A 25,631-nucleotide genomic window follows, 5' to 3' on the forward strand; every position below is an offset into this window, starting at 1 on the left:
CCTGCCCCATGATTGCCAGGGCCGAAGCCGGCTGCTTTGGCTTACATGGGCGGGATCACACCATTGTTTCCGACCACGACGCGGCTGGAACTCAGCGTGCCGTCCGCCTCGCGCTGAGCGGTAACGAAGACCGTCGCACTTGGTTTGAGATCGGTCGGGGCGGCCGGCGCGAAAGTCACGACAGGCGTTCCATCGGGGATCGAGATATTCTTCGTCTGCCCATTGTCATAGGTCAGCGTCACGGCACGCCCGTTTATGTCGGTGACGTCCGCGACGGTGCCGTTGGTCATGCGGCTGTTCGGCTCCAGGTCCCAAGGGCGATCACCCTCTCCAGTGCCTTTCAAGGCCGCTGGAAAGACCACCACTTCCAGCGCGCCGCTGCCGCCGTCAGCCTTGGAGACGGAGGCGATGCCGACGAAATCGCCCTGCTTAATGTCTTTTACCGATGCGTTGGCGACGCCTGAAAGCTTCCAGCCGTCTTTCAGCTTGATCGCGGCCGTGTCGCCTTGACGGGTTTTCACGGTCAGCAGCGACGGCTCGAAACTGACCACCGTGCCGCGCACGCGCAATGTGTCCGCCGCCTGCGCGCTGGCCATGACGATGCCGGAAAGCATGGAAATCGTGCCGAGCACGAGGAGAGGTGTCTTGAGGCTCATTGGAGTATCCTTTGGGAAAGGCTGGCTGGAAGGAATGGTTCACGCCAGCGACGTCGAGATAACGAACGGGTGGGGCGAAACTGCCGGGCAAAACCCGCTCGCGCGTTCAAAACAACTTGATCGGGACAGGGCGTGGCAGCCTCATGGCATCCGGGTCACGATGCCGTGACGGCCAGATTGGCGCTTGGCAAATCGCTGGCGAGAGGGCATCTTCCTGCTCGTCTCAGGCAACATCCCATTTTGATCAAACGCTTTCAGCCAACGGAGTTGCCAATGCCCAACAATGCAAAAAGCCACGCCCCCTCCGAACCATTAGCCAACGAGATCGGACCGGACTACAACGCCCTCAGGGCAATGCGGGAAACGCGCGGGTACAGCCTCGAAGCGCTTTCGCTGACCTGCGGCCTCTCGGTCGAAGAGATCGAGGACATCGAGAGCGGCCGGGCGGCCGACCCGGCGAAGCTGCGTCGTATTGCGTCCGCGCTTCGTCTGCCGCAGGATGCTCCTATTGCTTCCGCCGTACCGACGCTGGCCGCACAAGGCCGGCCTCAGGCATAGAATCGGCGCCAGGGCATGCGCGAGAAACCCGCCAAGGTCGCTTGGCGGGTTTCTTGTGGACGCCATGGCGTTCGCCTGCAGGCCGGGCTTGCCGATTTGCAGAACTTGCCGATTTGCAGATCGCACGTGTCCATACGCGGCATCCATCCGCGCCAAACGCATCCGCCGTGCAGCGGGTCTGAACCGTGAGTTTTTCGACATGAGTCTGGATTCCGTCGGTGCCTTCTTCGCGGCTCGCGCGCCTGATATCGAGGTCGTCGTCACGCAATCAAGTTCGGCGACGGTGGCGCTGGCGGCGGAGGCGCATGGTGTGTTGCCGGCGCAGATCGCCAAGACGATCTGCCTTCGCGTCGGCGAGCGCACCATGCTGGTCGTGACCAGCGGCATCGCCAGGCTCGACAACCGCAAGTTCAAGGACCAGTTTGGCGGCAAGCCACGCATGCTGGACGCGCAAGAGGTTGTCGCTGCCACGAGTCATCCGGTCGGCGGTGTCTGCCCGTTCGGCCTGCCGTCGCCGCTGCCGGTTTATTGCGACGTCTCGCTGCGCCAATTCGACGAAGTCGTCCCCGCCGCCGGCGCCACCAATGCCGCTGTCCGGATTGTAGCACAGCGCATGGCCGATCTTACCGATGCCGAGTGGGTCGATGTGTGCCAAGCGTAGCGCCGGATCCAATCCAGAGCCGGCGGGCAAAGGAACACGCGATTCGAAAATTGGGTGATGCGGCAGGGCGGACTTTTGGGGGCAAGTCCTGCTTCAAAATGGTCGGAGTGGCCGGATTCGAACCGACGACCCCTTGACCCCCAGTCAAGTGCGCTACCGGGCTGCGCTACACTCCGGACCGGTCGCGATGTATCGTGATAACCCGGCTCGGGTCAACCGAAATTCGGCGTTAATCGTGCCGGTGCCGATGTGATGGCTGGTGGACCCGGCAATACCGGCCGCAATAGCCGCTGATGGCGGTATTCGAGCGCTATGGCGCCCCAGATCAAGCCGAGCAGTAGATACATATGGCGCCAGTGGTCGATGTCGATGAAGGTGCCGAGCCCGACATTGCCGATGAAGGCGACGTAGGCGCATAGGAGGTAAGGCTGCCATGGCCGGTCACGCAGCAGGATGCGGAATCCGGCTGAGATCGTCCAGATGACCAGCGTCAGGAACGAGACGAAGCCGAGCCAGCCATAGTCCATCAGCATCTTCAGCCAGATGTCGTGTGTGTCCTCGCCGAAGATCGTGCCGAAGACCAGCGGCCCGATGCCGAACGGGTGCTCCATCGCCATCTGGAAACCGAGCGTGTAGCGGGCAAAGCGGCCCAGGCGTGCGGTGTCGTAGCTCTGTTCCAGATGCGCGCGGTTGGAGAACATCTCCGACACGCCGGGCAGTTGCAAGATGACGACGATGGCGATGGCCAGCAGCGACAGCGCGGCGATCGTCATGATCACCACCCGGAGCCGGAAAATGCCGCTGGCGCTCTGCAGGAACAGGCAGCCGGTGAGCAGGATGGCCGAGACCGCGAACATGCCCCAGGCACCACGCGAGAAGGAGAAGAAAATGCCGGCGCTGATGATCAGCAGCGGCACAGCCAGCAGCGGCATACGCGTGACTGGGCCCGTCAGCAGCAAATAGAGCAGATAGATGCCGGGCAGCACCAGGAACGGCCCGAACACATTCGGGTCCTGGAAGGCGCCGGCGGCGCGGTCGTATTTGGTGAAAATTTCGGCACCGGGGAAGGCGTGGAAATAGCCCGCTATGCCAAGCAGCGACGTCGCCACCGCCGAAACGACATAGGCATTGAAGATCAGCCGGTAGAGGTTCGGCTGCGTGGCCGTAACCGATGCGAAAAACACCGCGCTGAAAGCGAGAAACAGCGACACGGCAAGATAAAGCGGCGTGTTGGCGAGATCCGCCATCTGCGTCATGGAAATCATGCCGCCGATGTTCATCGTCACCAGCAGCACCAGAAGCGGCATGGCCGCGCGCGATATCCTCAGGCCGAACAGTGCCCAGATGGCGATCAGCGCGGCCATGTAGATTTCGTAAGGCGCCGGCTCGCTGATGACGAAGCCGGACAGAAGAATGCCGAGCACGACCGCGCTCGAGGAGATCAGCGTGATCAGCTTGGCGTTGACCGCCGCGCGCGGCAGATCATGGCTGATCGCGCTCAATAGGCGTTTTCCGTGTTCAAGAGCCGGACCGGCGTCAGGAACAGGATCCGCAGGTCGAAAAGCAGCGACCAGTTCTCGATGTAGTAAAGGTCGTATTCCGTCCGCATGCGGATCTTTTCATTGGTGTCCATCTCGCCGCGCCAGCCATTGATCTGCGCCCAGCCGGTGACCCCGGGCTTGACCTTGTGGCGCGCGAAATAGCCGTCGACCACCTCGTTGTAGAGCAGGTTGTGCGACTGCGCGGCAATGGCGTGCGGGCGCGGACCGATGAGCGACAGTGAGCCCAGCAGCGAGTTGAAGAACTGCGGCAGTTCGTCGATAGAGGTCTTGCGGATGAAGCGGCCGACACGGGTGACGCGCGGATCGTTCTTGGTCACCGTCTGCTTGGCGGTCGGATCCGACCGGTCGGTGTACATGGAGCGGAACTTGTAGACCTCGATGATCTCGTTGTTGAAGCCATGCCGCTTCTGCTTGAACAGCACCGGTCCCTTGCTGTCGAGCTTGATGGCGATCGCGGCGGCCAGCATCACAGGCGAGAACACGACGATGCCGATGAGGCTGAAGATGATGTCGAAGGCGCGCTTGGCGACCGAATCCCAATCGTTGATCGGCTTGTCGAAGATGTCGAGCATCGGTACTGAACCGATGTAGGAGTAGGCGCGCGGACGGAATTGCAGCGCGTTGGAATGCGCCGACAGCCGGATGTCGACCGGCAGCACCCACAGTTTCTTCAGCAATTGCAGCACGCGCGATTCGGCGGTCAGCGGCAACGACACGATCAGCATGTCGATGCGGGCAATGCGGGCGAATTCGATCAGTTCCGAAATCGTGCCGAGCTTGGGATAACCGGCGACGAGGGATGGCGAACGCTTGTCGTTGCGATCGTCGAAGATGCCGCAGATGCGGATGTCGTTGTAAGGCTGCTTTTCCACCGAGCGGATGAGCACTTCCGCCGCCTTGCCGCCGCCGACGATGACGGCGCGCCGTTCCATGCTGCCATCGCGCGCCCAGCGCCGGATCAGCCTCGACATCACCAGCCTGAGACCGTAGAGGCAGATGAAGGCGACGACGAACCAGGTGCCGAACAGCAGGCGCGAATAGTCTTGCGACATCTTCATGGCGAATGCCGTCAGCGCCATCAGCGCGAAGGTGCCGGCCCAGACCAGCAGGATGCGCCCAAAATTGGCGAGCGGCCGCATCAGGGACACCACCTGGTAGCAATCGGTGACATCGAGCAGCACCACGGCGAGGAACGATGCGGCGGCGATCGTCAGCGGATATTGCCAGGCGAGATAATTGAAGAATCCGACATAGTAGAAATAGACGCCGAGCCCCGAGACGAACAGCACCGCGAATTCGACCATGCGCAGCACGCCGCTGACCATGATCGGCGACATCGTATCGCGCCGGTATTGCGACGCGACCTGCCGGGCAACGTCGTTCATGCCGCCGGGCTTGTCGCCATCGGCAGGCCCGTCGAAGTGACGCACCGCTTCTGATGAAAAGCGGTGCGCGGGGTCGATCTCGTTCATGGAACAGTCCGCAAGCTTCCCAGGGTGATTAGCAAAAGAGAGCTAAGAAACCCTTGAAACAACCTGTGGCTTTGGACGGGCCTGAGCTAGCTTGCGAGCGCGGCGAAGTAGGCCTTCTCGATTTCGGCGGCCATGACGTCGGCGCCGAAGCGCGCCCTGAGCGTGGATTCGTCAGGCATCAATCGGCGATAGGTGGCAAGGTCGCCCAGCGCCTGGCTCATTTTGTCGGCGAGCTCGGCCGGATCCGGGCGAATCAGGGCGGGGGAGCTTGAACCGAAAATCTCCGGTATGCCGCCGACCGAGGTCGCGATAACAGGTCTTGCCGCGGCAAGTGCCTCCAGCACGGTATAGGGCATGGCTTCCGCGCGCGAAGGAACGACGACGAGCGCCCCCAGCACAAAGGCCTCCCGGGCCGGCATTGGCGGCAGGAAACGGACATTGTCTTCAAGCCCGAGGCGTTTCACCTGCGCGTGGTAGCGGGGCAGGTCGTCGCCGTCGCCGACCATCACCGCACTCGGTGCGCGGCCGAGCCGGGGAGCGGCGGCGGCCAGGGCATCGATGAAGATATCCGGGCCCTTGAGGTCCCGCATCATGCCAATATAGAGCAAATCAGCCGCATCGGCCCTGGCGGCTACCGGCTCGAATTCGGTGGTGCGAAGTCCATTGTAGACCAGCGTGTTCGGGATCGGCGGTTCGCCCACCTTCCTGCGGTAGGTCCGCCGCTCGTAGTCGGAGACGAACAGCAGGCAATCGGTGAAGCGCGCCATGAGATACTCGAGCGCGAAGAACAGCTTTCCGGTGGCTGTGTTCTCGTCGTAGTGGAGAGAGCCGCCATGCGGCGAATAGAGGCGGGCTACGCGAGACCTTGATACCCGCAACAATGAGCCGAACAGACGGGCATAGGCGCCACCCTTGGCGCCATGTCCGTGCAGCACGTCCGGCCGCAATTCCTTGATGATCCTGTAGGTGCGCCGGGCCGAGGCGAGGTCGCCTGGGCCGACATGGCGCTGCATTGGCGTACGATGGATGCCGAGCGCCAGCATGTCCTTCATCTGCCCGAAAAGACGCTCCTCGAATTCACCGCCGGTGGTCGAGTCGCAGACGATGCCGACCATGTGGCCGGCGGCGACCTGCGCTTCCGCCAGGTCTCGCACGTGCCGGAAAATTCCTCCCACGGGTGAGCGAAAGCAGTGGACGATCCTGAGCTTGTCCGCCACGAGGTGTCTGTCAGAACAGGCGTTCGCGGACGTAGACGGTATCTCCCGGCAGCAGGGGATCGGAGGTGACCACACGGCCGGTTATCACCTTGCCGTTGATATCGCGGGTGATGTCGACGCTCTCCTGGTTGGCGCGTGGCGTGAAGCCCCCGGCAATGGCGATGGCCTTCTGCACGGTCAGGCCGGGCACGTAGGAATACTGGCCGGCGGCGCCCACTTCGCCCATGACGAAGATCGGCCGGTAACGATCGATCTCGACCGAGACGTCGGGGTCGCGCAGATAGCCCTGCCGCAATTTGTCGGCGATCTCCTTTTCCATCTGCTGCGCGGTATGGCCCCGTGCCGGTATGGCGCCGACGAGCGGGAAGGAGATATAACCGGACTGGTCGACGCTGTAGCTGTTGGTCAGGCCCTCCTGTTCGAACACAGTGACGCGGACCCGGTCGCCTGCGCCGAGGCGATAGGGCTGTTCGAGGACCTCGTGGAAGGCGGCCGGCGTCGGCCTGTAGCTGGAACAGCCGGCGAGCATCGAAACGGCAAGCAGTGCGCGAAACAGGGAAGCAGTGCTTTTCATGACCGGACAGGTACCTTCGACTGGCCGCTGCGATGTCGCAGCAAACATCTGGGATCGGGTCCGTTATCATCCTGTTAGGGTTAATGGCCGGTAAAGGAGCGCGCCAATAGCGTTTTAGCAGGCAAGGTTTTGCTATTTTATCGATTTTTTGTCGGCCCCGGCAAAATCCTAACGGAAGCTTACCGTGATCTTAACGGCTGGGTTACCATAGTTGTTTACGGTGCATGCTGATCCAGTTTCGGAGTGGGATGCATGTCCGTTCAATCCGCGGCCGCAGACGTCGACGTTGATCTTAGGCAGCTCTTCGCCAGCCTGGGACGCAACTGGCTGCGGATTCTGGTCTTCGTTCTGGTGGTGACGGGGCTTGCCTTCGTGGCTGCGTCGTTCGCGACCCGCCATTACAAGGCCCAGACGCAGGTGGAGATCGCCCCGCGAGAATCGGTCTACACGCGGCCCGCCAGCAGCAATCCAGACAGCGACAAGCCGATCCTCGACGAGCAGGGCGTTGCCACCCAGGTCCAGATAATTTCGTCCAACGAGATCCTCAAGCAGGTCGCGCAGAAGCTCGGCCTGTCGCGACTGCCCGAGTTTGACGAGACGATCAACATGTCGTCGCTGAGTCGCGTGCTGATCCTGCTTGGCCTTAAGAACGACCCGATGGATGTTCCGGCCGATGAACGTGTCCTGAAGAAGATGCGCGAGAAGCTCAACGTCTACGGTGTTGAAAAGACTCGCATCATTGCCATCGAGTTCTCCTCGGAAGATCCGAAGCTCGCGGCCGCCATCCCCGATGCCATTGCCGCCGCGTACATTGCGGGGCAGGGCGCGGCCAAGAGCGAATCGAACACCGCCGCCGCCGACTTCCTGGCGCCCGAGATCGCCGACCTGTCCAAGCAGGTCAGGGATGCCGAAGCCAAGGTCGCGGCTTACCGCTCGCAGTCCGACCTCCTGATGGGCGGCAACAATTCCACCCTGGCCACCCAGCAATTGGCCGAGCTGTCGACCGAGTTGTCGCGGGTGCGGGCCAACCGGGCCGCGGCCGAAGGCACGGCCGAGAGCGTGCGCAAGGCGCTGCAGAACGGCGGATCGCTGGATTCGCTGCCGGAAGTGCTGTCTTCCGATCTGATCCAGCGCTTGCGGGAGCGCCAGGTCGAGCTGCGCGCCAACATCGCCGATCTGTCGACGACGCTGCTTGACAATCATCCGCGTGTTCGCGCGGCCAAATCGCAACTGACCGATCTCGACGCGCAGATCCGCAGCGAAGCCCAGAAGATCATGAAGGGCCTGGCGATGCAGGCCGATGCCGCCAAGGCGCGCGAAAGCCAGCTCGTCGCCGACGTCAACACACTCAAGGCTGCTTCGGCGCAGGCCGGTGAGCAGCAGGTCGGTCTCGACGCGCTGCAGCGCGATGCCGCCGCCAAGCGCCAGCAGCTCGAACTCTACCTGACCAATTATCGCGAGGCGGCGTCGCGTCAGGATCGCAATTATATCCCGGTCGACGCCCGCATCGCCTCACCGGCTTCGGTCCCCGCAGAGCCATACTTCCCCAAGGTCGGGCCGATCGTCGGTGCTGCCGCCGCGGCTTCCCTTCTGCTGGCGGCCGTGTTCACGCTGCTGCGGGAGCTTTTCTCGGGCCGTGCCATGCGCCCGGCCAGGGGCGCGCGGTTTGAGCCGATCGACGAGGTGACGATGCCGCCGGCCGCCTATCAGGAGCCGTCCACCCGCCTCGAACCGGCTGTCGCCACTGAGCGCGCCACTCGCACCGCCGACGTATCATGGCCCGAAACGGTCACCGAAACACCGGCCCAGCCGCGGCCCGCCGCCGAGGTCGAGCCCGTCGCCAAAGCGGAGCCTATCGTCGAGCCTGAACCCTTGACCAAATCCGAATCCTTGACCAAATCTGGACCCGTGGCAGAGCCTGAGCCCATGGCTGAGCCGGAACCCGTGGAGGTTCGGCGGCCGCGCTCCGTGCTCGGCGAGATCGACGTCGAGAAGGCAGCCGAGAAGCTGATCGCCAGCGGGGCCGCGCGCGCCATATTCGTTTCCCCCGAGGGCGATGAAGCGGCGGCGTCGGCGATCCTGGTGGCGCGCGAGGTTTCCGACGCCGGACTGCGCGTCCTGCTGCTCGACCTCACTGCCTCAGGGGCTGCCTCGCGCCCGATGCTGGACAGCGGGCTTTTCCCCGGCATCACCAATCTGCTGGCGTCGCAGGCGCAGTTCAGCGACGTGATCCATGGCGACCTCTATTCCGACTGCCATGTCATCCCCGTCGGCACCGCCGATCCGATCCGTGCCATGCGTGCCGCCGATCGGCTGCCGATCATCATGCAGTCGCTGACAACAGCCTACGATCTGGTGGTGGTCGAGTGCGGGCCGGCCGATGCACAAGGCATCAGCCGTCTGGGCGGTGAGGCCACCGAGGTGTTCTTGTCCATGCTGGAGGCCGACGACGAGGTGACGCAGGCCGCGGTCAAGCTGATCGAGAGCGGCTATCCCGACCTGACGCTGGTGACGCCGCTCGGCCACGAGCCGCCAGGGAATCCGGTGCCGGGGCGGCGTTCGGCTGCTTGAGATAACAGCTGTTCAGAGGCCCATCAGGTCTATTCGAGTTCCAGCGTCGTCACATCGAATATCCTGTGGCGTATTGGGGCTAGTTTTCGTCTTCCGTGGGCACGGGCGCTGTCTGTCCAACGGCCTTGCGGCGCAGCAGCTTGGCGAGCTTCCAGATTGCCGGGCTGTTCTTGACAAAGGCCTTCAGTCGCGCGCCCTGCCGAAGCGCCTGTCCCAGCGCACGGCCCTTGAGCGTCAGCGGGACGAGAACCTCGAAATGCCGGGTTTCGATATCGCACCATAACCGCTTGTAAGGTTCGTCTCCGACGGAGAAATCATAAACCGCGAACCCGCTCCGGCAGGCATCCTGGATGTTGTCGAAGAACAGGAAGTCCCCCGGGCTGGTGTGGGCAAGATCATCCTCGGCGATCGCTCCGAACTCGCAGATCAGCCGCCTGCCCGAGCGGCTCGCTCCAGTGACGGCGCGCAGCTTGCCGGCGACTTCCAGCCCGTGCAGCACGAAGCAAGGCTTGTCCTCGCCAAGTGCTTGCTTGAACAGCCCGCGGAAGAAGGCGCGTGTCCGGTCGTCACCGAAGACGTTGGCGATGCCCATCTTGCGGAAGCGCTGTTCCTTCATCTCGAAGAACGCGTCGAGCAGCCTCTCCACATCGCCGTCGCTGCTCGCCTCGACGCGCCGGTAGCTACCGACAGCCTCGAACTTGCGCGTCTGCGAACGATGCTTCTTGCGTTTGCGCTTGCCGCTGGCGCGCAACAGCAGCGCATCGAATCCGCCGCTGAGATCGACGGCCAGTGAAAGATTGGGGCTGGCGAAGTGATCGAGCGATGCCAGCGGATTGGCGGTGCCGTCGAGATCGGGCAGCAATCTTTCCAGCGCGATGAGATCGATATCGGGCCGGAATCTTGCGATCGCCGCGAGCATCGACTGGATGGCTGTGAGGTCGCCGCTGGCCAGCCATTGCGGTTCGGCGGCGCAGAAATTGCCATTGGCGTGGCGGCCGCCCATGAACTGGGCGACCCGCAACGGGCCGCGCTTGACCACCTCCAACGCCAGTGCGAAGGCCGGCTTGCCCTCCAGTTCCAGCGTGGCAATGAGCAGGTCGGGCCTGACCTCGGCGGCCCAGTTCAACACCCATGCCGCACTTTGCGCTGGAGCACAGAGCGCCGAACGACAGAACGTCGCATATGCCGCGAGCCCCTCGGCGGCGGCAATGGAAACCGACGGCCCCGCGGCATTTCTGGGTAGTGTGCGTGGCGTGGCCTGGCTCGCCGCGAGCCGCTTGCCGTCGAATGACGCGATTGCGTCAACCATACCTCAATCCTTAAGGCGTATTGATCCCGATTTGGGGGGCGCTCGGGCGTATTCCGTGCTTGGTTAGCCTAGGCGCAAAAGGTGAATGAATGATCGACGGTGGGGAGGCAATCCGGAAACTGGCGCTCAACGTCGCCCGTTATACCGGCCTCGCACCGCTGGCCAGGCCGTTTGTCGGCGGCATCGGCGCCATCCTGATGCTGCATCGCGTGACGGCGACGCCCGAAAAGCCCGACAGCGTCAACCGGCACCTCAACATCGCGCCCAGTTTCCTCGATGCCGTGATCGCCGACATGAAAGCGGGCGGCTATGCCTTCGTTTCGATGGATGAAGCGGTGGAGCGTATCGAGGCAGGCGGCAAGGGCGGCCGGTTCGCCACCATCACCGCCGACGATGCCTATCGCGACAACATGACCGAGGCCCTGCCGGTGCTGGAAAAGCATGGCACGCCGCTCACCATCTATGTGGCGCCCGGGCTGATCGATGGCTCCGCCCACCTTTGGTGGGATGTGGTGGAGGATATCGTCAATGCATGCGACCGCCTGACTTTGGCCACATCGAACGGCCCTGCGGTGATCGATTGCGGGACCCCCGCCAGGAAACATCAGGCCATCGCCCGCCTGCATGCCTATTTCACCACCGAGGTCCGCGAGGAAGACCTGCGGACCGTGCTGCGCGGTCTCGCCGCGTCGAATGGCGTCGACGCCGACGCCCCGCGCCTGCGCACGCTGATGAACTGGGATGAGATCCGAGCCGTCGCCGCGCACCCGCTGGTGACGATAGGCGCCCACACGATCAGCCACAGCAATCTGAAGCGGCTTTCCGAGGCCGATGCGCGGCGCGAGATCGGCGCCGTCAAGGACATGCTGCGGACCGGGCTTGGCGAGGAGCCGCGCCATTTCGCCTATCCCTATGGCTATGCGAGCGCCGTTGGCTGCCGCGAAGTGGGCTTTGCGCGCGACGCCGGCTATGCTTCCGCCGTGACCACCCGCCACGGCGTGCTTCGCGCCGAACATGCCGGCTTCCTGCATGCCTTGCCGCGCATTTCGGTCAATGGCCGCTACCAGAGCCTCGCCCACATCCGCACCATGCTGTCGGGCGTGACGACCCCGCTCGCCAATGCCGGCAAGATGCTTGTTACAGTCTGACGTAAGACATGACCGGGCAGGGCTCAGCGCTTAGTCCGCGGCTCCAGCATCAGCCATTTGATGATGCCCATTGCCGGCAGCACCCAGAGCAGGCCGCTGACGAGGAAGAACAGGAATTGCACCAGTGCGCCCGATTCCGACAGGCGGGCGACGGCGAAGATCGAGGCGACCAGCGCGTAGATGATGACCAGCGCCAACAGCAGGAACATTCCGATCAGTTTTTTCAGGCGAATGGGCATGTCTTGGCCTCGTTGATGGCTACCGCTTAGGCCGAACGCAAGGCACGCGCAACCCACGACACCGGGCGCGACGGCGTGCCGCGCTGCGCGGCCTTGCCAGCAGGAGTGCGATGGTTCACCAATCCGCGACATTCAACCTGCCGGGACATATCCATGGCCGCCATCACCGCCGCCGCGCCCTATCAGGCCCGCGACCGCGACCTGCACAACCGGGCGCTCGTGCGCGGCTGGCTCTACGTCGTGCTCCTGGTGCTGTTCGCGCTGGTGCTGGTTGGCGGCGCCACGCGGTTGACCGAATCCGGCCTTTCGATCACCGAATGGCAGCCGATCCATGGCGTCGTCCCGCCGCTCAACGACGCCGAGTGGCAGGAGGAATTCCAGCGCTATCAACAGATCCCGCAATACGCCGAACTCAACAAGGGCATGAGCGTCGAGGCGTTCAAGTCGATCTTCTGGTGGGAATGGGCGCATCGCCTGCTGGCGCGCAGCGTCGGCCTGGTCTTTGCCTTGCCGCTGCTGGTCTTCTGGGCGACGCGTCGCATCGAGCGCGGCCTTGGGCCGAAACTGGTCGGCATTCTGCTTCTCGGCGGCCTGCAGGGGGCCATCGGCTGGTGGATGGTGGCGTCCGGCCTGGTCGACCGCGTGTCGGTGAGCCAGTACAGGCTGGCGACGCATCTCACGCTGGCGGCACTTATCTTTACCGCGACCATGGTCGTCGCGCGTGGCCTTGCGCCGCATTCCGAGCCCGCGGCCGATCGCTCGACGCAGCGGCTGGCTGGTTTCATCGTGCTTCTGGCGCTGGTCCAGATCTATCTCGGCGGCCTGGTTGCCGGTCTCGACGCCGGCATGAGCTACAACACCTGGCCGCTGATGGACGGCCGGATCATCCCCGGCGATCTGCTCGTGCTCGAGCCGGCGTGGCGCAATTTCTTCGAAAGTCCGAAAACGGTGCAGTTCATCCATCGGCTTGGCGCCTATACGGTCTTCGCCGTCGCGCTCTGGCACATGATCGCCACGCGTCTGCGTCTGCCCGGCTCAACGCATCCGCGACGCGCGACACTGTTGTTCGTTCTAGTGCTGGTGCAGGCTTCGATCGGTATTGGTACGCTGCTGATGCAGGTGCCACTGCACATGGCGCTGACCCATCAGGCTTTCGCGCTCGTCGTGCTGGGCTTTGCCGCCGCGCATTGGCGCGGCACCAAGGGCGCCTATCCCTTACCCAACGAGATTGCCGTCGGACGTTGAGTGCAGCCGATCACATCCAGAATTCGTTCGACTGGGTCGTCTTCTCGCCGTCGAATTCAGCCTGACGCAGTGCGGCGGCGGATGGTGCCGATTTGTCCTGGTCGGCCTGGCCGCCTGGTCCTGATTTGCCTTGGCAACCCTGTCAGCGGCCTTGAGCGCATCGAGCCTGGCCGGGGCGACGGCGATATGCACCTGGCGGTCTGGGGAGCCGTCCTCGAGCCGCACCTTCCAGATGCCGCTCGAAAAGGTCTCGGCCATGAGTTCCGGTTCGCTGACCTTCCAGCGCGCTGGAAAGGCTGGTGCATCCATCAGAGACCGAGCATCAGGTCCATGTTCTGGACGGCCGCACCCGAAGCGCCCTTGCCGAGATTGTCGTAGACCGCCAGCAGCAGCGCCTGGGCTCTGCTGTCGTTGGCAAAGACATAGACCTTCATGCGGTTGGTGCCGTTGTAGATCTCCGGATCGATGTCAGGCACGCGTTCCAGATGCGTATAGGGCGCCACCTCGACCACGCCGTCCTTGATCGCGGCGAAATGGTCCGCAATGGCGGCGTGAAGTTCGGCACCCGTCGGCACGCGGTCGAGGCCACCGAGCTGCAACGGCACCACCGTGATCATGCCTTGCGCGAAATTGCCCACCGCCGGCTGCATGATCGGATCATGCGACAGCTTCGCATAGGCCTTCAATTCCGGCACGTGCTTGTGCTGCAGGGTCAGGCCATAGGGCAGGAATTCCGAGGCGTCCTCGCCCTTGGCGACGTAGTCCTCGATCATCGGGCGCCCGCCGCCCGAATAGCCCGTAATGCCGTTGACCGCGATCGGGAAACTGGCCGGCAGCAGGCCTGCGGTGACCAGTGGCCTGAGCGTCGCGATCGGCCCCTGCGGCCAGCAGCCGGGATTGGCGACGCGCTTGGCCGTGGCGATCTTTTTCGCCTGCTCCTTGTCCAGTTCGGCGAAGCCATATTCCCAGCCTTCGGCCACGCGATGCGCGGTCGACGCATCGATGACCTTGGTGGTTTCGTTGGCGATCAGCGAGACGCTTTCCTTGGCCGCATCGTCGGGCAGGCATAGGATCGCGATATCGGCGGCGTTGAGGAATTCGGCGCGGGCGGCCGTTTCCTTGCGGCGCTCGATCGGGATGGAAATGATCTCCAGATCGCCGCGCTCGGCAAGCAGCGCCCGGATCTGGAGGCCGGTGGTGCCGTGCTCGCCATCGATGAAGATTTTCGGTTTCATTGCCTGATCAAGTTCCCTGATATCTCGAAATTATATGCCGTTGCCATGATTGACCGTGGCACCATTGTGGTTGCCGTTGTTCAGCTCCTCGAGCCGGGCCTTTCGCTCGGCCAGCAGGCCGAGATATTGCATGGCCACCATCGAGCCGGCGATCGCCGTTATATCGGCGTGATCGTAGGCCGGCGCAACCTCCACGACATCGGCCCCGACAATATCGACCTGGTTCAGCTGGCGCAGCGTCGACAGGATCTTCGCCGACGACGGGCCGCCCGAAACCGGCGTGCCGGTTCCCGGCGCATAGGCCGGATCCAGGCAGTCGATGTCGAAGGTCAGATAGGTCTTCTTGCCACCGGTGCGATCGACGATCGCGTAGGCGATGTCGGAGGCGCGCATTTCCTCGATTTCATGGCCATGGAGAATCTTGATGCCGAATGTGTCGGGCGCATGGGTGCGAATGCCGATCTGGATCGAGCGATCGGGATCGATGATGCCTTCCTTGACCGCGCGGCCGACGAAGGAACCATGGTCGATGCGCTTGCCGTCATCGGGCCATGTGTCCTGATGGGCGTCGAACTGCACCAAGGCCAGCGGTCCGTGGATGGCGGCGTGCGCCTTGAGCAGTGGCCAGGTGACGAAATGGTCGCCGCCGAGCGTCAGCAGGAAGGCGCCTGATTTCAGGATCTTGGCCGCCTCGCGCTCGATCGTGCCGGGCGTCTTCTGATGGTTGCCCGAATCGAGCAGGCAATCGCCATAATCGACCACGGCAAGGTGTTCGAACAGATCGCGCGAGAACGGGTATTGCGGGTCGTTGTCGAGGATCGCGGAGGCGCGGCGGATCGCCTGCGGCCCAAACCGGGCGCCCGGTCGGTTGGTGACGGCGGCGTCGAAGGGAATGCCCCACACCACCGCATCCGCGCCCTTCACGTCCTTGGTGTATTTGCGCCGCATGAAAGACAGCGCGCCGGAGTAGGTCGGCTCGAGGGCGCCACCCGTTTTGGAGCGGGCGGTGAAGGCATGGTCGATGGTGTTGGTCGCCATTACGGGTCCTCGTTTTCATCGGGGTGCAACAACTACAGAACCGGCATGGAAGATGCCAGTCACGGCTTGGGGAGACGAAACCGCGCCGCCCGGGTGCCACGGCAAGACAGGACTTGTATCATCATGACGCAGACCGCGTTTCTTAATCCGTCGGATGCCGTGGTGTCGACCCACACCGGTACGATCGCCGGCGATCGGTTCCGGGTTCTCGATTCGTGGCGCGGCATCTGCGCGTTGTTGGTGGCGCTGTTTCATTTCCCGACCGCCTCGACGGTCTCGCAGAGCAGCTTTATCGGTTCGTCCTATCTCTTCGTCGACTTCTTCTTCGTCCTTTCCGGCTTCGTCATCGCCTCCAGCTATGCCGATCGGCTCGGCCGCACGCAGGAGGTCTGCCGCTTCGCGCTGGTCCGTTTCGGCCGCATCTATCCGCTGCATCTGGTCATGATTGCCGCCTTTGCCGCCTTCGAGCTGCTGCGGCTCGTGCTGCCGCAGCTGCATGGCACGGGCGCTGCTCCTTTCACCGGTGGCTTCGACCTCAGGAGCTTGGCTGCCAATCTCCTTTTGCTGCAAGGTGTCGGCTTCGAGGATCGGTTGACCTGGAACGCTCCGAGCTGGAGCATCTCGGCCGAGTTCTTTGCCTATCTCCTGTTTGCCGGCGTGCTCTTCATCGCCGGCGCGCGCGCCTGGATATGGTTGGTCGCCGCCGCTGTCACCGCGCCGCTGTTCCTGCTCGGCTTCTCCACGCATCATATGGATGTGTCCTATGATTTCGGCTTCATCCGCTGCCTCTACGGCTTCTCGCTGGGCGCCCTGCTGGCCTGGTTTCAGCATGATTCCATTGCAGGAGCGCGACAGGTTCTGGCCGCAAACGGCCCGAGGATGAGCTGGACTGTTGCCGAAATCGTCATGGTGGTCGTCATCGCTCTCTTTGTCTCGCTGGCGGGCGACAATGACGCCGGCATCGCCGCGCCCCTGGTGTTCGCCTTGGCGCTGTTTCTCTTCGCCCATGAAGGCGGCTGGATCAGCGCGTTGCTGAGGACGCCGTTCATGCTGACGCTCGGCGCGCTGTCCTATTCGATCTACATGGTCCACATCTTCGTTCAGGCGCGCCTGATCAATGTCGCCGGGCTGGTCGAGCGCAAACTCGGCCTCGGCCTGGTTGGCGACATCGTACTGCGTGGCGAGCCCGCGACCGGCTTTGGCGCCGGCTGGACGGGGACCGTGGCGATCGTCGTCATGTTCGCCGCCACCATCGCCGTGTCGTGGGTGACATGGCGCCTGGTCGAAATGCCTGCGATGGCCTGGTTCCGCCGGCTGTCGAAGCGCATCTGACCCGCATCCGTCCAACCGCTAATGCATGTCGCCCAAATTGAGCTCGGTTTGGGCAAGACGACATGCATAAAATCAGGAGCTTACAGCGGTCGGGCGAATCCGATTCGCCGCGACGCTGTAAAGCGCGGCGCCTAAATGCGTTTCGACGCGACGCGCTTTAGCCGGCTTCGTTCACCGGGATGTCACCGATGTCGCTTATCCCCGGCTCGATCCGGCAAGGAGCGATTCTCGATGCGGACGATCTGGCTGAGCCTTCTGCTTTCCACGGCACTCTCTGCCACTTGCGGTCAAGCCTTGGCCGGCGAAACCCGCGCCAGGCAGGTCCTCGACCGCTTCGAACATGCCAACCAGTGGCGCGACCATGTCATGGTGGCCGCCCATCGCGCCGGCAGCATGCAGGCCGGCAAGACGCTCTATGCGGAGAATTCGCTTGCCGCCGTGGAAAGCTCGATCGCGATCGGCGCTGAAATCGTCGAGGTCGACATCCGGCGCTCGAAGGACGGCGCGTTCATCGTCATGCATGACAGCTGGCTCGACCGCACGACCACCTGCAAGGGCGAGGTCATCAACTACACGCTGGCCGAGTTGAAGAGATGCCGGCTGGTGATCGAGGGCACCCATGCCGTCACCAACGAGACCGTCTCGACATTGCGCGAGATGCTGATGGCGACACGGGACAGAATCCTCATCAATCTCGACAACAAGCTCGAAGTCGGCGACCTCCCGGGCATGATCGCGATAGCGCGCGAACTCGGCATGGCCGAGCAAGTCATCGTCAAGGAAAACCTTTGGGACCAGAACAGGATCAGCACGGTGAAGGCGGCCATGACTGCCGCAGGCGGTGGCTTCCAGTTCATGCCGATCATCGCCGATGACGCGGTCCATGATGCGGGCTTCGCCTCGACGGTCGACCACGTCTTCGCGCCGCGCGCGATCGAACTGATCAACTGGCGGGCGGGCGCCGAGACGCTGACCGAAACCGGCGGGCCGCTGTTCAGCACGCGCATGCGCGCCGAGGCGGTAAGGGGCGACTGGCATATCTGGGCCGACACCTATGCCATCGTCAACAAACCAGGCGGTTTCCTCGCCGGCGGCCGTGGCGACGAACTGGCGGTCCAGGCCAGCCTGCCGCGCGAAGCCTGGGGCTTCTGGGCCGATCGTGGCGCCACCATCATCCAGACCGACGAGCCGAAAGCGGCGATCGGCTGGCTGGCGGCGAATGGTTATCGGGTGCCCTATGCCGGCACGAGCGAACGCATCGAGCCAGCCGCGACCGCCAGCATCAATTGATCCGCCGCGTCCAAGCAAAAAGGCCGCTCGGAGGCGGCCTTTTCGATTGTCCGAAAATTCGAAACGGTTAGCGCTTCGAGAACTGGAAGGAACGGCGGGCCTTCGCCTTGCCGTACTTCTTGCGCTCGACGACGCGGCTGTCGCGGGTCAGGAAGCCGCCCTTCTTGAGCACGGCGCGCAGCGCCGGCTCGTAATAGGTCAGCGCCTTCGAGATGCCGTGACGCACCGCGCCGGCCTGGCCGGAAAGTCCGCCGCCGACGACGGTGGCGATGATGTCGTATTGGCCCGAGCGGTTGGACGCGATGATCGGCTGGTTGAGGATCATCTGCAGGACCGGACGCGCGAAATAGGTCGCGAATTCCTTGTCGTTGACAACGATCTTGCCGGAACCCGGCTTCACCCAGACGCGCGCGATGGCGTTCTTGCGCTTGCCGGTGGCGTAGGCGCGGCCCGACTTGTCGAGCTTCTGGACGTGGACGGGGGCGGCGGCCTGCGTGTTGGTGTTGCCGGTGGCGGCGCCCAGTTCTGCGAGCGAGGAAAGCTCAGCCATCTTATGCGACCTTCTTGTTCTTGGAATTCAGCTTGGCCACGTCGAGGACTTCTGGCTGCTGGGCGACATGCGGATGCTCGGCACCTGCATAGACGCGCAGGTTCTTCATCTGGCGGCGGCCGAGCGGGCCACGCGGAACCATGCGCTCAACGGCCTTCTCGACGACACGCTCGGGGAAACGGCCCTCGAGCAGCTGACGCGCGGTGCGCTCCTTGATGCCGCCGGGGTGGCCGGTGTGCCAGTAATAGACCTTGTCGGTGAACTTCTTGCCGGTGAACACCACCTTGTCGGCATTGATGACGATGACATTGTCGCCGTCGTCGACATGCGGGGTGAAGGTCGGCTTGTGCTTGCCGCGAAGATGATTGGCGATGACAGTGGCGAGACGGCCGACGACGAGACCCTCGGCGTCGATCAGGATCCACTTCTTCACCACATCCGCAGGCTTCTGCGAAAAGGTTGTCATGTTTTCTGCTCTCGGTTCTGACCTTCGGGAGTGAAGGCGTTTCTTGTTGCTTGGATTGGCGAAAGACGCTTGTCATCAGCCAATAACAAAACGGCGGCCTTTGCGGGCCGCTGCTTCGTGAAGGCTTATAGGCGAGCGGAGTAACTGCGTCAAGGTAGCGGAAAAGTCCTGTAGCGCAGAAAAGGCTGTAGAAACAGCATGTTGGACTAAAGGTATTATTTTACCACATTGGCGGCGCGCTGCGGCGGGATCGAGTAGGTGCCCGTGGCATGCGCGATCGTGTGTCCTTCCGGGCCGGCGACGATGTCAATGTCGAACACCATCAGGCTCTTGCCGAGCTTCAGGATGCGGCAATGGCCATCGATCGGCCCGACCTCGGCCTTACGCACGAAATTTATGTTGAGGTTGGTGGTGACCGAGAGCGCATCCGGCCCGGCATGGCTGAGCACGCAGACATAGCCGCCAATGTCGGCCAGCGTGAACAGGGCAGGGCCGGACACCGTGCCGCCGGGACGCAAATGCCGTTCACCGGCATTGAGCCGTACGATGCAGCCGCCTGGAAACACGTCGATCGCCTCGTAGGCGGCGGCACTCTCGTTGAGTTGGGGAAAGACGGTTTCCATCAACAAATTGATCTGCGTTGCGGTCAGCACCGGCTTGAGGTTGGTCTGGGCGGGCATATCGGTCTCTCGTTCTGCGCCAAGCCTGTATGGGCGCAGCCGGGTGTTTCTGGCAACATATACATCATGCTGGCGCAAGCGATGGGTGTTGGACGAAACCCGATCCGATATTAGATACTCTGCCGGCACCACCGGAATCGCGGAGACCTTAGCCATGGCCGAAATCCTTGCCATCAAGCCTGCTGCCGCCGACGAGGGCCCGGTCACGACAAGACGGGAGAAGGGCGTGCTGCGCCTGACGCTCGCCAATCCGCCCGCCAATGCCCTGTCGCTTTCGGTGATGGCGGCGCTCGTGGCGGAGTTGGAACGCGCCAAGGCGGACAAGGCCGTTCGCGTTATTGTGCTGTCGGCGGCCGGCAAGGTGTTCTGCGCCGGCCACGACCTCAAGGAAATGACCGCGCGGCGTGCCGATGCCGATCGCGGCAAGGCCTTCTTCGAAGAGACCTTTGCCGCTTGCGCCATGCTGATGCAGACGATCGTGCGCCATCCCTTGCCTGTCATCGCCGAGGTGGACGGCCTGGCGACAGCCGCCGGCCTGCAATTGGTCGCCAGCTGCGACCTGGCGATCGCCTCGCATGAGGCGACCTTCTGCACGCCGGGCGTCAACATCGGCCTGTTCTGCTCAACGCCGATGGTTGCGCTGTCGCGCAACGTCTCGCGCAAACAGGCGATGGAGATGCTCTTGACCGGCGAGACGATCGACGCCGCGACCGCCAAGGAGTTTGGCCTCGTGAACCGGGTCGTGCCGCGCGAGTACCTGAATCAGATTGTCACCAAATACGCGCAAACCATTGCTTCCAAATCCTCTTTGGTGATCAAGACCGGCAAGGAAGCTTTTTACGCGCAGGCCGAGATGGGCTTGGCCGATGCCTATGCCTATACCGGCCGCGTCATGGTCGAGAACATGCTGGCGCGGGACGCGGAAGAGGGCATCGGCGCTTTCATTGGCAAGCGCAAGCCGGAATGGACGGACGAATAGGATCATGGAACCGCGCATTTCCATCATCACCATCGCCACCGAAGATCTGGATCGCGCCGTGCGCTTCTACGAGGCGATGGGTCTGAAGCGCCACGCGGGGATCACCGACGGTGTCGCCTTCTTCCAGATGGGCGGCGCCATCCTCGGCCTGTTCCCGCGCCCCAGCGCCGAGGAGGACTCCGGTATCACCTTCGCCCAGGCGCCCTCGGCCGTCTATCTCGCCTACAACACCCGCTCCGATGCCGAGGTCGACGAAGTGCTGGCGCAGGCGGAAAAGGCCGGCGGGCGCATCATCAAGCCGGCCGGCCGCGCCTTCTGGGGCGGCTGGTATGGGTACTTCGCCGATGCCGACGGGCATGTTTGGGAGGTGGCTCATAACCCGGCCTTTCCGATCGCGGACGACGGCACGATTTCGCTGCCTGATTGATGGCCTACCGCAAGCAACTGACACGGCTCAAGGCACCGTACCTCAAACGGATTTTGCTCGACCGGGAGCGGGTTACGGACTGGGAAAAGTATCCGTGGAACCTGCCGCTGTTTCGCGGCCACGCGTTCGAGCTCGAATTCACCACGCCCATCACCATCATCGTCGGCGAGAACGGCACCGGTAAATCCACGCTGCTCGAGGCGATCGGCGCGCTGGCCGGCTATGACGAAGCGGGCGGCGGCAAGGGCTACCGGCCGGTCGACCATTCTGGCGCCATCGACGAGAGTGGCGCCGCACTGGCCAACACCTTCCGTGGCCACTGGTTGCCAAAAGTCACCGCCGGCTGGTTCTTTCGCGCCGAATCCTTCTACTCGGTGGCCCGCTACCTCGACCAGGCAGCGCTGGAAGATCCGTTCAAGCCACCGCCGCCGGATTTCCTGTCCTGGTCGCATGGCGAAGGCTTCATCCGCTTCTTCGAGGAGCGCTGCCGCAGGCAAGGCATCTATATCCTCGACGAGCCCGAGAGCGCGCTTTCGCCGACGCGCCAGATCGAATTGCTGAAGATGCTGCGGCGCATGGACCAATCGGGCACCGCGCAGGTGATCATGGCGACCCATTCGCCGCTGTTGATGGCCTGTCCCGGCGCGCAGCTGTTCCGCATCAGCCGCTTTGGGCTCGAGCCTGCCGACTTTCGCGATACGGACCACTTCCGCATGCTGCGCGATTTCAGCAATGACCCGGATGGTTTTCTCGCCGAGGCGTTGTATGAGGACGACGCATGAATCACGATAGCTACGACAACGCCTATATCGGCGGCATCCTCAATTCGGTGAAGTCGATCGCCATGGTCGGGGCGTCGGCCAATGATGTCAGGCCGAGCTATTTCGTCCTGAAATACCTGCTGGCCAAGGGGTTTTCGGTGTTCCCGATCAATCCTGGCCAGGCCGGCAAGGAAATCCTCGGCCGAATGACCTATGCGAGGCTGGCCGACATACCGGAGCCGATCGACATGGTCGATATTTTCCGCAATGCCGCGGCGGTCCCCGGCATCGTCGACGAGGTGTTGCAACTCGATCCCTTGCCGAAAGTCATCTGGATGCAGCTTGCCGTACGCCATGACGAGGCAGCCGCCCGTGCCGAAGCGGCCGGCATCAAGGTGGTGATGAACCGCTGCCCCAAGATCGAGTATGGCAAGCTCTCCGGCGAGATCGGCTGGACCGGCGTCAATTCCGGCGTGCTGTCGTCCAAGAAGCCGCTGATGCGCCAGGGTTTTCAGAGTTTCGGCGTGCGCCAGAAATAGGCGCGGCGCAGAGGCGCAAAATTATTCCGCGGAACGCCGCATTATCCTGCGGTGTGATCGAAGGATCGGCGCCGAAAGGTATTTTCTTCTTTGCATTCGCACGTCGCCTTCGCCAAGAATGCGCGGCCAATTTAGGAAGTTCAAAGGGAGGTTTCAGTGACCCGTTCGCCAGGTTTCAACACGCTCGCCGTCCATGCCGGCGCCAAGCCCGATCCGGCCACCGGCGCGCGCGCCACGCCGATCTACCAGACGACTTCCTTTGTTTTCGATGACGCCGACCACGCCGCTTCGCTGTTCGGGCTAAAAGCTTTCGGCAACATCTACACCCGCATCATGAACCCGACCCAGGCAGTGCTCGAAGAGCGCGTCGCGGCCCTCGAGGGCGGCACGGCCGCCCTTGCGGTCGCTTCCGGCCATGCCGCGCAGGTCATCGTGTTCCACAATCTGATGCAGCCCGGTGACAATTTCGTCGCCGCCAACAAGCTTTACGGTGGTTCGATCAACCAGTTCGGCCATGCCTTCAAGAATTATGGCTGGGAGGTGCGCTGGGCCGAAACCAACGACATCTCGACCTTCGAAAGCCAGATCGACGACAGGACGAAGGCGATCTTCATCGAGAGCCTGGCCAATCCGGGCGGCACCTTCGTCGATATCGAGAAGATCGGCGACATCGCCCGCAAGCACGGCCTGCCGCTGATCGTCGACAACACGCTGGCCTCGCCCTATCTGATCCGGCCGATCGAGCATGGCGCCGACATCGTCGTCCACTCGCTGACCAAATTCATGGGCGGCCACGGCAATTCGATTGGCGGCGTCATTGTCGATGGTGGCACCTTCGATTGGTCGAAGTCGGGCAAATACCCGATGCTGTCGGAACCGCGCCCCGAATACGGCGGCCTCGTGCTGCACGAGACCTTCGGCAATTTCGCTTTTGCCATCGCCGCGCGCGTGCTCGGTCTGCGCGATCTCGGCCCGGCGATCTCGCCGTTCAATGCCTTCCTTATCCTGACCGGCCTCGAAACCTTGCCGCTGCGCATGCAGCGTCATTGCGACAATGCGATCACGGTCGCCGGCTGGCTGTCCAACCACCCCAAGGTCGCCTGGGTGAATTATCCCGGCCTGCCCAGCGACAAGAACAACGCGCTGCAGAAGAAATATTCGCCGCTGGGGTCCGGCGCCGTGTTCACCTTCGGCCTCAAGGGCGGCTACGAGGCGGGCATCAAATTCGTCGAGGCACTCGAACTGTTCTCGCACCTGGCCAATGTCGGCGACACCAAGTCGCTGGTCATCCATCCGGCATCGACCACGCACCGCCAGCTTTCCGACGAACAGAAGGTCAAGGCTGGTGCCGGGCCGGACACGGTGCGGCTGTCCATCGGCATCGAGGATGTCACCGACATCGTCGCCGACCTCGAACAGGCGCTCGCCAAGGTCTGACCTGATATGACCGCGTTTCTTTCCGTCGACACCAAAGGCGTCGAACCCCAATCCGGCGCGCCGGCGCCGGATCGCCTGATCTCGGGCGATCCGAAATTCCGCACCTGGAATGTCGAGGAGCGCGACGGCGGCCTCTATGCCGGCATCTGGGAATCGACCCCGGGCAAGTGGCGCATCGTCTATGAAGAATGGGAGTTCTGCCACATTCTCTCAGGTGTTTCGGTAATCGCCGAAGAGGGCGGCCAAGCGCGCACCGTCAAAGCCGGTGACAGCTTCGTGCTGCGGCCGGGCTTCAAGGGAAGCTGGGAAGTGCTTGAAACGACTCGCAAGGAGTATGTGATCAAGGTTTGAAGCTTGATCACATATCGAGAATCCGATCGGATTTCCGGGCAACTCGCTAGCTAAAAATCGACGGCAAGTCGTTCCAGCCCATGGAAATGGTAAGTGTCGCGGAAGCGTGGCTGTTCGGCGAGATGCAGTTGCGGGTGCCGCTCGAACAAGGTCCTCAGCGAAACCTGCAGTTCGAGGCGGGCCAGCGGCGCACCGATGCAGAAATGGATGCCGGCGCCGAATGATACATTCTTCTGGTCGGTGCGCTCCGGCCGGAAGGTCTGCGGTTCGGCGAAGGCATGCGGATCATGATTGGCCATGCCAAGCAGAAGTCCGATCGTCTGGCCCGGCCGCACGACGATGCCGGGCGCGATTTGGATTTCCTCATAGGCATAGCGCATGAACATGTGCAGCGGCGCATCGAAACGCAGGCATTCCTCGACCGTTGCTGCCGTCACTTCGGGTGAGGTAAAGAAGCGGCGCGGGTCGCCGCCTTGTGCCAGGATGGAGTGGATGGCATTGCCGGTCTGGTGCACGGTTGCTTCGTGGCCGGCGTTGAGCAGCAGGATGGCCGAGGAGACCAGTTCGTCCTCTGACAGTTTCTGGTCGTCCTCCTGGGCCGAGATCAGCAGCGACAGCAGGTCATCACCCGGCTTCTTGCGCCGTTCGGTCACGTAGCCGCGCAGGAAATCGGAAAATTCGCCCGCGGCACGGTTGGCCGTCTCCTCGGTCTCACGGGTGCGGCCGTGGATATACATGGCGACCATTTGATGCGACCAGTCGAGCAGTCGCGGCCCCATCTCCACCGGCACGCCAAGCATTTCGGCGATGATGGTGATTGGCAGCGGGGAGGCGAAGGCCGGCAGGAGGTCGACGGCCTTGCCAGGTTCGAAACGATCGATCAATTCGTTGGCGAGCGCCTCGACGCGCGGCCGTAACCGTTCGACCTGACGGGAGACGAAAGCCCGGTTGACCAGTGTTCTCAGCCGCGTATGGACCGGTGGCTCCAGCTCGAGCATCGAATTGGCTTCGATGCCGTCGAATGCCTTGAGATGGGTCCTGTCTTGTCCGACACCGCGGCTGTCGGGGATGCCGGCCGGGTTCTGGCGGCCGAAACGGCGGTCGCGCAACAGCCGGTTGACGTCGCCGAAGCCGCCAAAGCACCAGAAGCCGAACTCTTCCCAGAAAAACGCATTCGAGGCTTCGTGCAGGAAGCCGTAGGCCTCGTAAGGGTTCAGGAAGAAAGCCGGTTCGCGCGGGTCGAGTCTGAGCTGGCGAGTGGCTGGATCAAAGGCCAGATAGGAGAGCGTCGATTTGGTCATGCCAGACCCATAGCGCGGCTTGCCAGCCCGGTT

At 63.1% G+C, this 25,631-nt stretch carries 26 protein-coding genes and 1 tRNA gene; 13 read left to right on the plus strand and 14 right to left on the minus strand.

Annotated elements, in window-relative coordinates; all coding sequences use genetic code 11:
- Window positions 1-41: 41 nt before the first annotated feature.
- On the minus strand, window positions 42-656 hold the full coding sequence (locus LB571_RS10730) for a hypothetical protein (RefSeq protein WP_140661952.1): 615 nt from the start codon (window positions 654-656) through the stop codon (window positions 42-44).
- Window positions 657-929: 273 nt separating this feature from the next.
- On the opposite strand from LB571_RS10730, the gene LB571_RS10735 reads away from it, so the two are divergent.
- On the plus strand, window positions 930-1,214 hold the full coding sequence (locus LB571_RS10735; RefSeq protein ID WP_140717549.1) for a helix-turn-helix domain-containing protein: 285 nt from the start codon (window positions 930-932) through the stop codon (window positions 1,212-1,214).
- A 199-nt stretch (window positions 1,215-1,413) separates the two neighbouring features.
- Window positions 1,414-1,875 (plus strand): YbaK/EbsC family protein, encoded by a 462-nt coding sequence (locus tag LB571_RS10740; RefSeq protein WP_224594331.1) that lies wholly within the window; start codon window positions 1,414-1,416, stop codon window positions 1,873-1,875.
- 99 nt (window positions 1,876-1,974) lie between these two features.
- Here LB571_RS10740 and LB571_RS10745 read toward each other — a convergent pair.
- From LB571_RS10745 to LB571_RS10765, 5 genes are all read right to left on the minus strand, one after another.
- A tRNA-Pro gene (locus LB571_RS10745) sits at window positions 1,975-2,051 on the minus strand.
- A 36-nt stretch (window positions 2,052-2,087) separates the two neighbouring features.
- Window positions 2,088-3,377 (minus strand): O-antigen ligase family protein, encoded by a 1,290-nt coding sequence (locus LB571_RS10750; RefSeq protein ID WP_140661953.1) that lies wholly within the window; start codon window positions 3,375-3,377, stop codon window positions 2,088-2,090.
- On the minus strand, window positions 3,374-4,909 hold the full coding sequence (locus LB571_RS10755) for an undecaprenyl-phosphate glucose phosphotransferase (RefSeq protein WP_140617042.1): 1,536 nt from the start codon (window positions 4,907-4,909) through the stop codon (window positions 3,374-3,376). Before LB571_RS10755 ends, LB571_RS10750 begins: the two co-directional genes overlap by 4 nt.
- A gap of 86 nt (window positions 4,910-4,995) precedes the next feature.
- The gene (locus LB571_RS10760; protein ID WP_224594333.1) at window positions 4,996-6,126 is read right to left on the minus strand and encodes a glycosyltransferase; all 1,131 of its coding nucleotides are present in this window, start codon (window positions 6,124-6,126) and stop codon (window positions 4,996-4,998) included.
- Between the two features lie 10 nt (window positions 6,127-6,136).
- Window positions 6,137-6,700 carry a polysaccharide biosynthesis/export family protein gene (locus tag LB571_RS10765; protein WP_041163468.1) on the minus strand — a complete coding sequence of 188 codons (564 nt, stop codon included), beginning with the start codon at window positions 6,698-6,700 and terminating at the stop codon, window positions 6,137-6,139.
- 252 nt (window positions 6,701-6,952) lie between these two features.
- Here LB571_RS10765 and LB571_RS10770 point away from each other — a divergent pair, with 252 nt between their 5' ends.
- The gene (locus tag LB571_RS10770) at window positions 6,953-9,271 is read left to right on the plus strand and encodes a GumC family protein (RefSeq protein WP_224531468.1); all 2,319 of its coding nucleotides are present in this window, start codon (window positions 6,953-6,955) and stop codon (window positions 9,269-9,271) included.
- A gap of 79 nt (window positions 9,272-9,350) precedes the next feature.
- Here LB571_RS10770 and LB571_RS10775 read toward each other — a convergent pair whose 3' ends face one another.
- Window positions 9,351-10,580, minus strand: a complete 1,230-nt coding sequence (locus LB571_RS10775; RefSeq protein ID WP_224531466.1) for a GNAT family N-acetyltransferase — start codon at window positions 10,578-10,580, stop codon at window positions 9,351-9,353.
- Window positions 10,581-10,669: 89 nt separating this feature from the next.
- Here LB571_RS10775 and LB571_RS10780 point away from each other — a divergent pair, with 89 nt between their 5' ends.
- Window positions 10,670-11,728, plus strand: coding sequence for a polysaccharide deacetylase family protein (locus tag LB571_RS10780; RefSeq protein ID WP_224531463.1), 1,059 nt, complete (start codon window positions 10,670-10,672; stop codon window positions 11,726-11,728).
- 23 nt (window positions 11,729-11,751) lie between these two features.
- Here the strand turns inward: LB571_RS10780 and LB571_RS10785 are convergent, their stop codons facing one another.
- Complete coding sequence (locus LB571_RS10785) at window positions 11,752-11,967, minus strand: DUF2842 domain-containing protein (protein WP_015318215.1); 216 nt, start codon at window positions 11,965-11,967, stop codon at window positions 11,752-11,754.
- Between the two features lie 153 nt (window positions 11,968-12,120).
- Here LB571_RS10785 and LB571_RS10790 point away from each other — a divergent pair, with 153 nt between their 5' ends.
- Window positions 12,121-13,212 (plus strand): COX15/CtaA family protein, encoded by a 1,092-nt coding sequence (locus LB571_RS10790; RefSeq protein WP_224594335.1) that lies wholly within the window; start codon window positions 12,121-12,123, stop codon window positions 13,210-13,212.
- Between the two features lie 308 nt (window positions 13,213-13,520).
- Here the strand turns inward: LB571_RS10790 and argC are convergent, their stop codons facing one another.
- A complete protein-coding gene (argC, locus tag LB571_RS10795) occupies window positions 13,521-14,447 on the minus strand; it encodes an N-acetyl-gamma-glutamyl-phosphate reductase (protein WP_224531457.1) in 927 nt (308 codons plus the stop codon).
- Window positions 14,448-14,477: 30 nt separating this feature from the next.
- Window positions 14,478-15,485, minus strand: a complete 1,008-nt coding sequence (speB, locus tag LB571_RS10800) for an agmatinase (protein ID WP_015318212.1) — start codon at window positions 15,483-15,485, stop codon at window positions 14,478-14,480.
- A 123-nt stretch (window positions 15,486-15,608) separates the two neighbouring features.
- On the opposite strand from speB, the gene LB571_RS10805 reads away from it, so the two are divergent.
- Window positions 15,609-16,817 (plus strand): acyltransferase family protein, encoded by a 1,209-nt coding sequence (locus tag LB571_RS10805; protein ID WP_224594338.1) that lies wholly within the window; start codon window positions 15,609-15,611, stop codon window positions 16,815-16,817.
- 231 nt (window positions 16,818-17,048) lie between these two features.
- The gene (locus LB571_RS10810; protein ID WP_224594341.1) at window positions 17,049-18,107 is read left to right on the plus strand and encodes a glycerophosphodiester phosphodiesterase family protein; all 1,059 of its coding nucleotides are present in this window, start codon (window positions 17,049-17,051) and stop codon (window positions 18,105-18,107) included.
- 67 nt (window positions 18,108-18,174) lie between these two features.
- Here LB571_RS10810 and rpsI read toward each other — a convergent pair whose 3' ends face one another.
- The 3 genes from rpsI to LB571_RS10825 form a co-directional block, all read right to left on the minus strand.
- The gene (rpsI, locus tag LB571_RS10815; protein ID WP_015318209.1) at window positions 18,175-18,657 is read right to left on the minus strand and encodes a 30S ribosomal protein S9; all 483 of its coding nucleotides are present in this window, start codon (window positions 18,655-18,657) and stop codon (window positions 18,175-18,177) included.
- A 1-nt stretch (window position 18,658) separates the two neighbouring features.
- Complete coding sequence (gene rplM / locus LB571_RS10820; RefSeq protein ID WP_010915638.1) at window positions 18,659-19,123, minus strand: 50S ribosomal protein L13; 465 nt, start codon at window positions 19,121-19,123, stop codon at window positions 18,659-18,661.
- A gap of 215 nt (window positions 19,124-19,338) precedes the next feature.
- On the minus strand, window positions 19,339-19,803 hold the full coding sequence (locus tag LB571_RS10825) for a PaaI family thioesterase (protein ID WP_224594343.1): 465 nt from the start codon (window positions 19,801-19,803) through the stop codon (window positions 19,339-19,341).
- A gap of 154 nt (window positions 19,804-19,957) precedes the next feature.
- Between LB571_RS10825 and LB571_RS10830 the strand changes: the two genes are divergently transcribed.
- The 6 genes from LB571_RS10830 to LB571_RS10855 all read left to right on the plus strand — a co-directional run bounded on the left by LB571_RS10830 (window position 19,958) and on the right by LB571_RS10855 (window position 24,297).
- Window positions 19,958-20,782, plus strand: a complete 825-nt coding sequence (locus tag LB571_RS10830; RefSeq protein ID WP_224594344.1) for an enoyl-CoA hydratase — start codon at window positions 19,958-19,960, stop codon at window positions 20,780-20,782.
- 4 nt (window positions 20,783-20,786) lie between these two features.
- Window positions 20,787-21,209: a VOC family protein gene (locus LB571_RS10835; protein ID WP_140717524.1), complete on the plus strand. Its 423-nt coding sequence runs from the start codon at window positions 20,787-20,789 to the stop codon at window positions 21,207-21,209.
- The gene (locus LB571_RS10840; RefSeq protein WP_224594345.1) at window positions 21,209-21,991 is read left to right on the plus strand and encodes an AAA family ATPase; all 783 of its coding nucleotides are present in this window, start codon (window positions 21,209-21,211) and stop codon (window positions 21,989-21,991) included. Before LB571_RS10835 ends, LB571_RS10840 begins: the two co-directional genes overlap by 1 nt.
- Window positions 21,988-22,509 carry a CoA-binding protein gene (locus LB571_RS10845; protein WP_015318204.1) on the plus strand — a complete coding sequence of 174 codons (522 nt, stop codon included), beginning with the start codon at window positions 21,988-21,990 and terminating at the stop codon, window positions 22,507-22,509. Before LB571_RS10840 ends, LB571_RS10845 begins: the two co-directional genes overlap by 4 nt.
- Window positions 22,510-22,665: 156 nt before the next feature.
- Window positions 22,666-23,946, plus strand: coding sequence for an O-acetylhomoserine aminocarboxypropyltransferase (locus LB571_RS10850; RefSeq protein ID WP_023773229.1), 1,281 nt, complete (start codon window positions 22,666-22,668; stop codon window positions 23,944-23,946).
- Window positions 23,947-23,952: 6 nt separating this feature from the next.
- Window positions 23,953-24,297: a cupin domain-containing protein gene (locus LB571_RS10855; protein ID WP_224594346.1), complete on the plus strand. Its 345-nt coding sequence runs from the start codon at window positions 23,953-23,955 to the stop codon at window positions 24,295-24,297.
- 50 nt (window positions 24,298-24,347) lie between these two features.
- Here LB571_RS10855 and LB571_RS10860 read toward each other — a convergent pair whose 3' ends face one another.
- Entirely contained in the window at window positions 24,348-25,598 is a 1,251-nt protein-coding gene (locus LB571_RS10860; protein ID WP_140787594.1) for a cytochrome P450, read from the minus strand.
- Window positions 25,599-25,631 lie beyond the last annotated feature (33 nt).

It is taken from the genome of Mesorhizobium sp. BR1-1-4, assembly GCF_020165375.1.
Lineage (GTDB): Bacteria > Pseudomonadota > Alphaproteobacteria > Rhizobiales > Rhizobiaceae > Mesorhizobium > Mesorhizobium australicum.

Excerpts from the sequence above, each read along its gene's own strand:
- LB571_RS10730 (WP_140661952.1), bottom strand. The coding sequence starts at position 656 with ATGAGCCTCAAGACACCTCTCCTCGTGCTCGGCACGATTTCCATGCTT.
- LB571_RS10735 (WP_140717549.1), top strand. The coding sequence starts at position 930 with ATGCCCAACAATGCAAAAAGCCACGCCCCCTCCGAACCATTAGCCAAC.
- LB571_RS10740 (WP_224594331.1), top strand. The coding sequence starts at position 1,414 with ATGAGTCTGGATTCCGTCGGTGCCTTCTTCGCGGCTCGCGCGCCTGAT.
- LB571_RS10755 (WP_140617042.1), bottom strand. The coding sequence starts at position 4,909 with ATGAACGAGATCGACCCCGCGCACCGCTTTTCATCAGAAGCGGTGCGT.
- LB571_RS10765 (WP_041163468.1), bottom strand. The coding sequence starts at position 6,700 with ATGAAAAGCACTGCTTCCCTGTTTCGCGCACTGCTTGCCGTTTCGATG.
- LB571_RS10770 (WP_224531468.1), top strand. The coding sequence starts at position 6,953 with ATGTCCGTTCAATCCGCGGCCGCAGACGTCGACGTTGATCTTAGGCAG.
- LB571_RS10775 (WP_224531466.1), bottom strand. The coding sequence starts at position 10,580 with ATGGTTGACGCAATCGCGTCATTCGACGGCAAGCGGCTCGCGGCGAGC.
- LB571_RS10780 (WP_224531463.1), top strand. The coding sequence starts at position 10,670 with ATGATCGACGGTGGGGAGGCAATCCGGAAACTGGCGCTCAACGTCGCC.
- LB571_RS10785 (WP_015318215.1), bottom strand. The coding sequence starts at position 11,967 with ATGCCCATTCGCCTGAAAAAACTGATCGGAATGTTCCTGCTGTTGGCG.
- LB571_RS10790 (WP_224594335.1), top strand. The coding sequence starts at position 12,121 with ATGGCCGCCATCACCGCCGCCGCGCCCTATCAGGCCCGCGACCGCGAC.
- argC (WP_224531457.1), bottom strand. The coding sequence starts at position 14,447 with ATGAAACCGAAAATCTTCATCGATGGCGAGCACGGCACCACCGGCCTC.
- speB (WP_015318212.1), bottom strand. The coding sequence starts at position 15,485 with ATGGCGACCAACACCATCGACCATGCCTTCACCGCCCGCTCCAAAACG.
- LB571_RS10805 (WP_224594338.1), top strand. The coding sequence starts at position 15,609 with ATGACGCAGACCGCGTTTCTTAATCCGTCGGATGCCGTGGTGTCGACC.
- LB571_RS10810 (WP_224594341.1), top strand. The coding sequence starts at position 17,049 with ATGCGGACGATCTGGCTGAGCCTTCTGCTTTCCACGGCACTCTCTGCC.
- rpsI (WP_015318209.1), bottom strand. The coding sequence starts at position 18,657 with ATGGCTGAGCTTTCCTCGCTCGCAGAACTGGGCGCCGCCACCGGCAAC.
- rplM (WP_010915638.1), bottom strand. The coding sequence starts at position 19,123 with ATGACAACCTTTTCGCAGAAGCCTGCGGATGTGGTGAAGAAGTGGATC.
- LB571_RS10825 (WP_224594343.1), bottom strand. The coding sequence starts at position 19,803 with ATGCCCGCCCAGACCAACCTCAAGCCGGTGCTGACCGCAACGCAGATC.
- LB571_RS10830 (WP_224594344.1), top strand. The coding sequence starts at position 19,958 with ATGGCCGAAATCCTTGCCATCAAGCCTGCTGCCGCCGACGAGGGCCCG.
- LB571_RS10835 (WP_140717524.1), top strand. The coding sequence starts at position 20,787 with ATGGAACCGCGCATTTCCATCATCACCATCGCCACCGAAGATCTGGAT.
- LB571_RS10840 (WP_224594345.1), top strand. The coding sequence starts at position 21,209 with ATGGCCTACCGCAAGCAACTGACACGGCTCAAGGCACCGTACCTCAAA.
- LB571_RS10845 (WP_015318204.1), top strand. The coding sequence starts at position 21,988 with ATGAATCACGATAGCTACGACAACGCCTATATCGGCGGCATCCTCAAT.
- LB571_RS10855 (WP_224594346.1), top strand. The coding sequence starts at position 23,953 with ATGACCGCGTTTCTTTCCGTCGACACCAAAGGCGTCGAACCCCAATCC.
- LB571_RS10860 (WP_140787594.1), bottom strand. The coding sequence starts at position 25,598 with ATGACCAAATCGACGCTCTCCTATCTGGCCTTTGATCCAGCCACTCGC.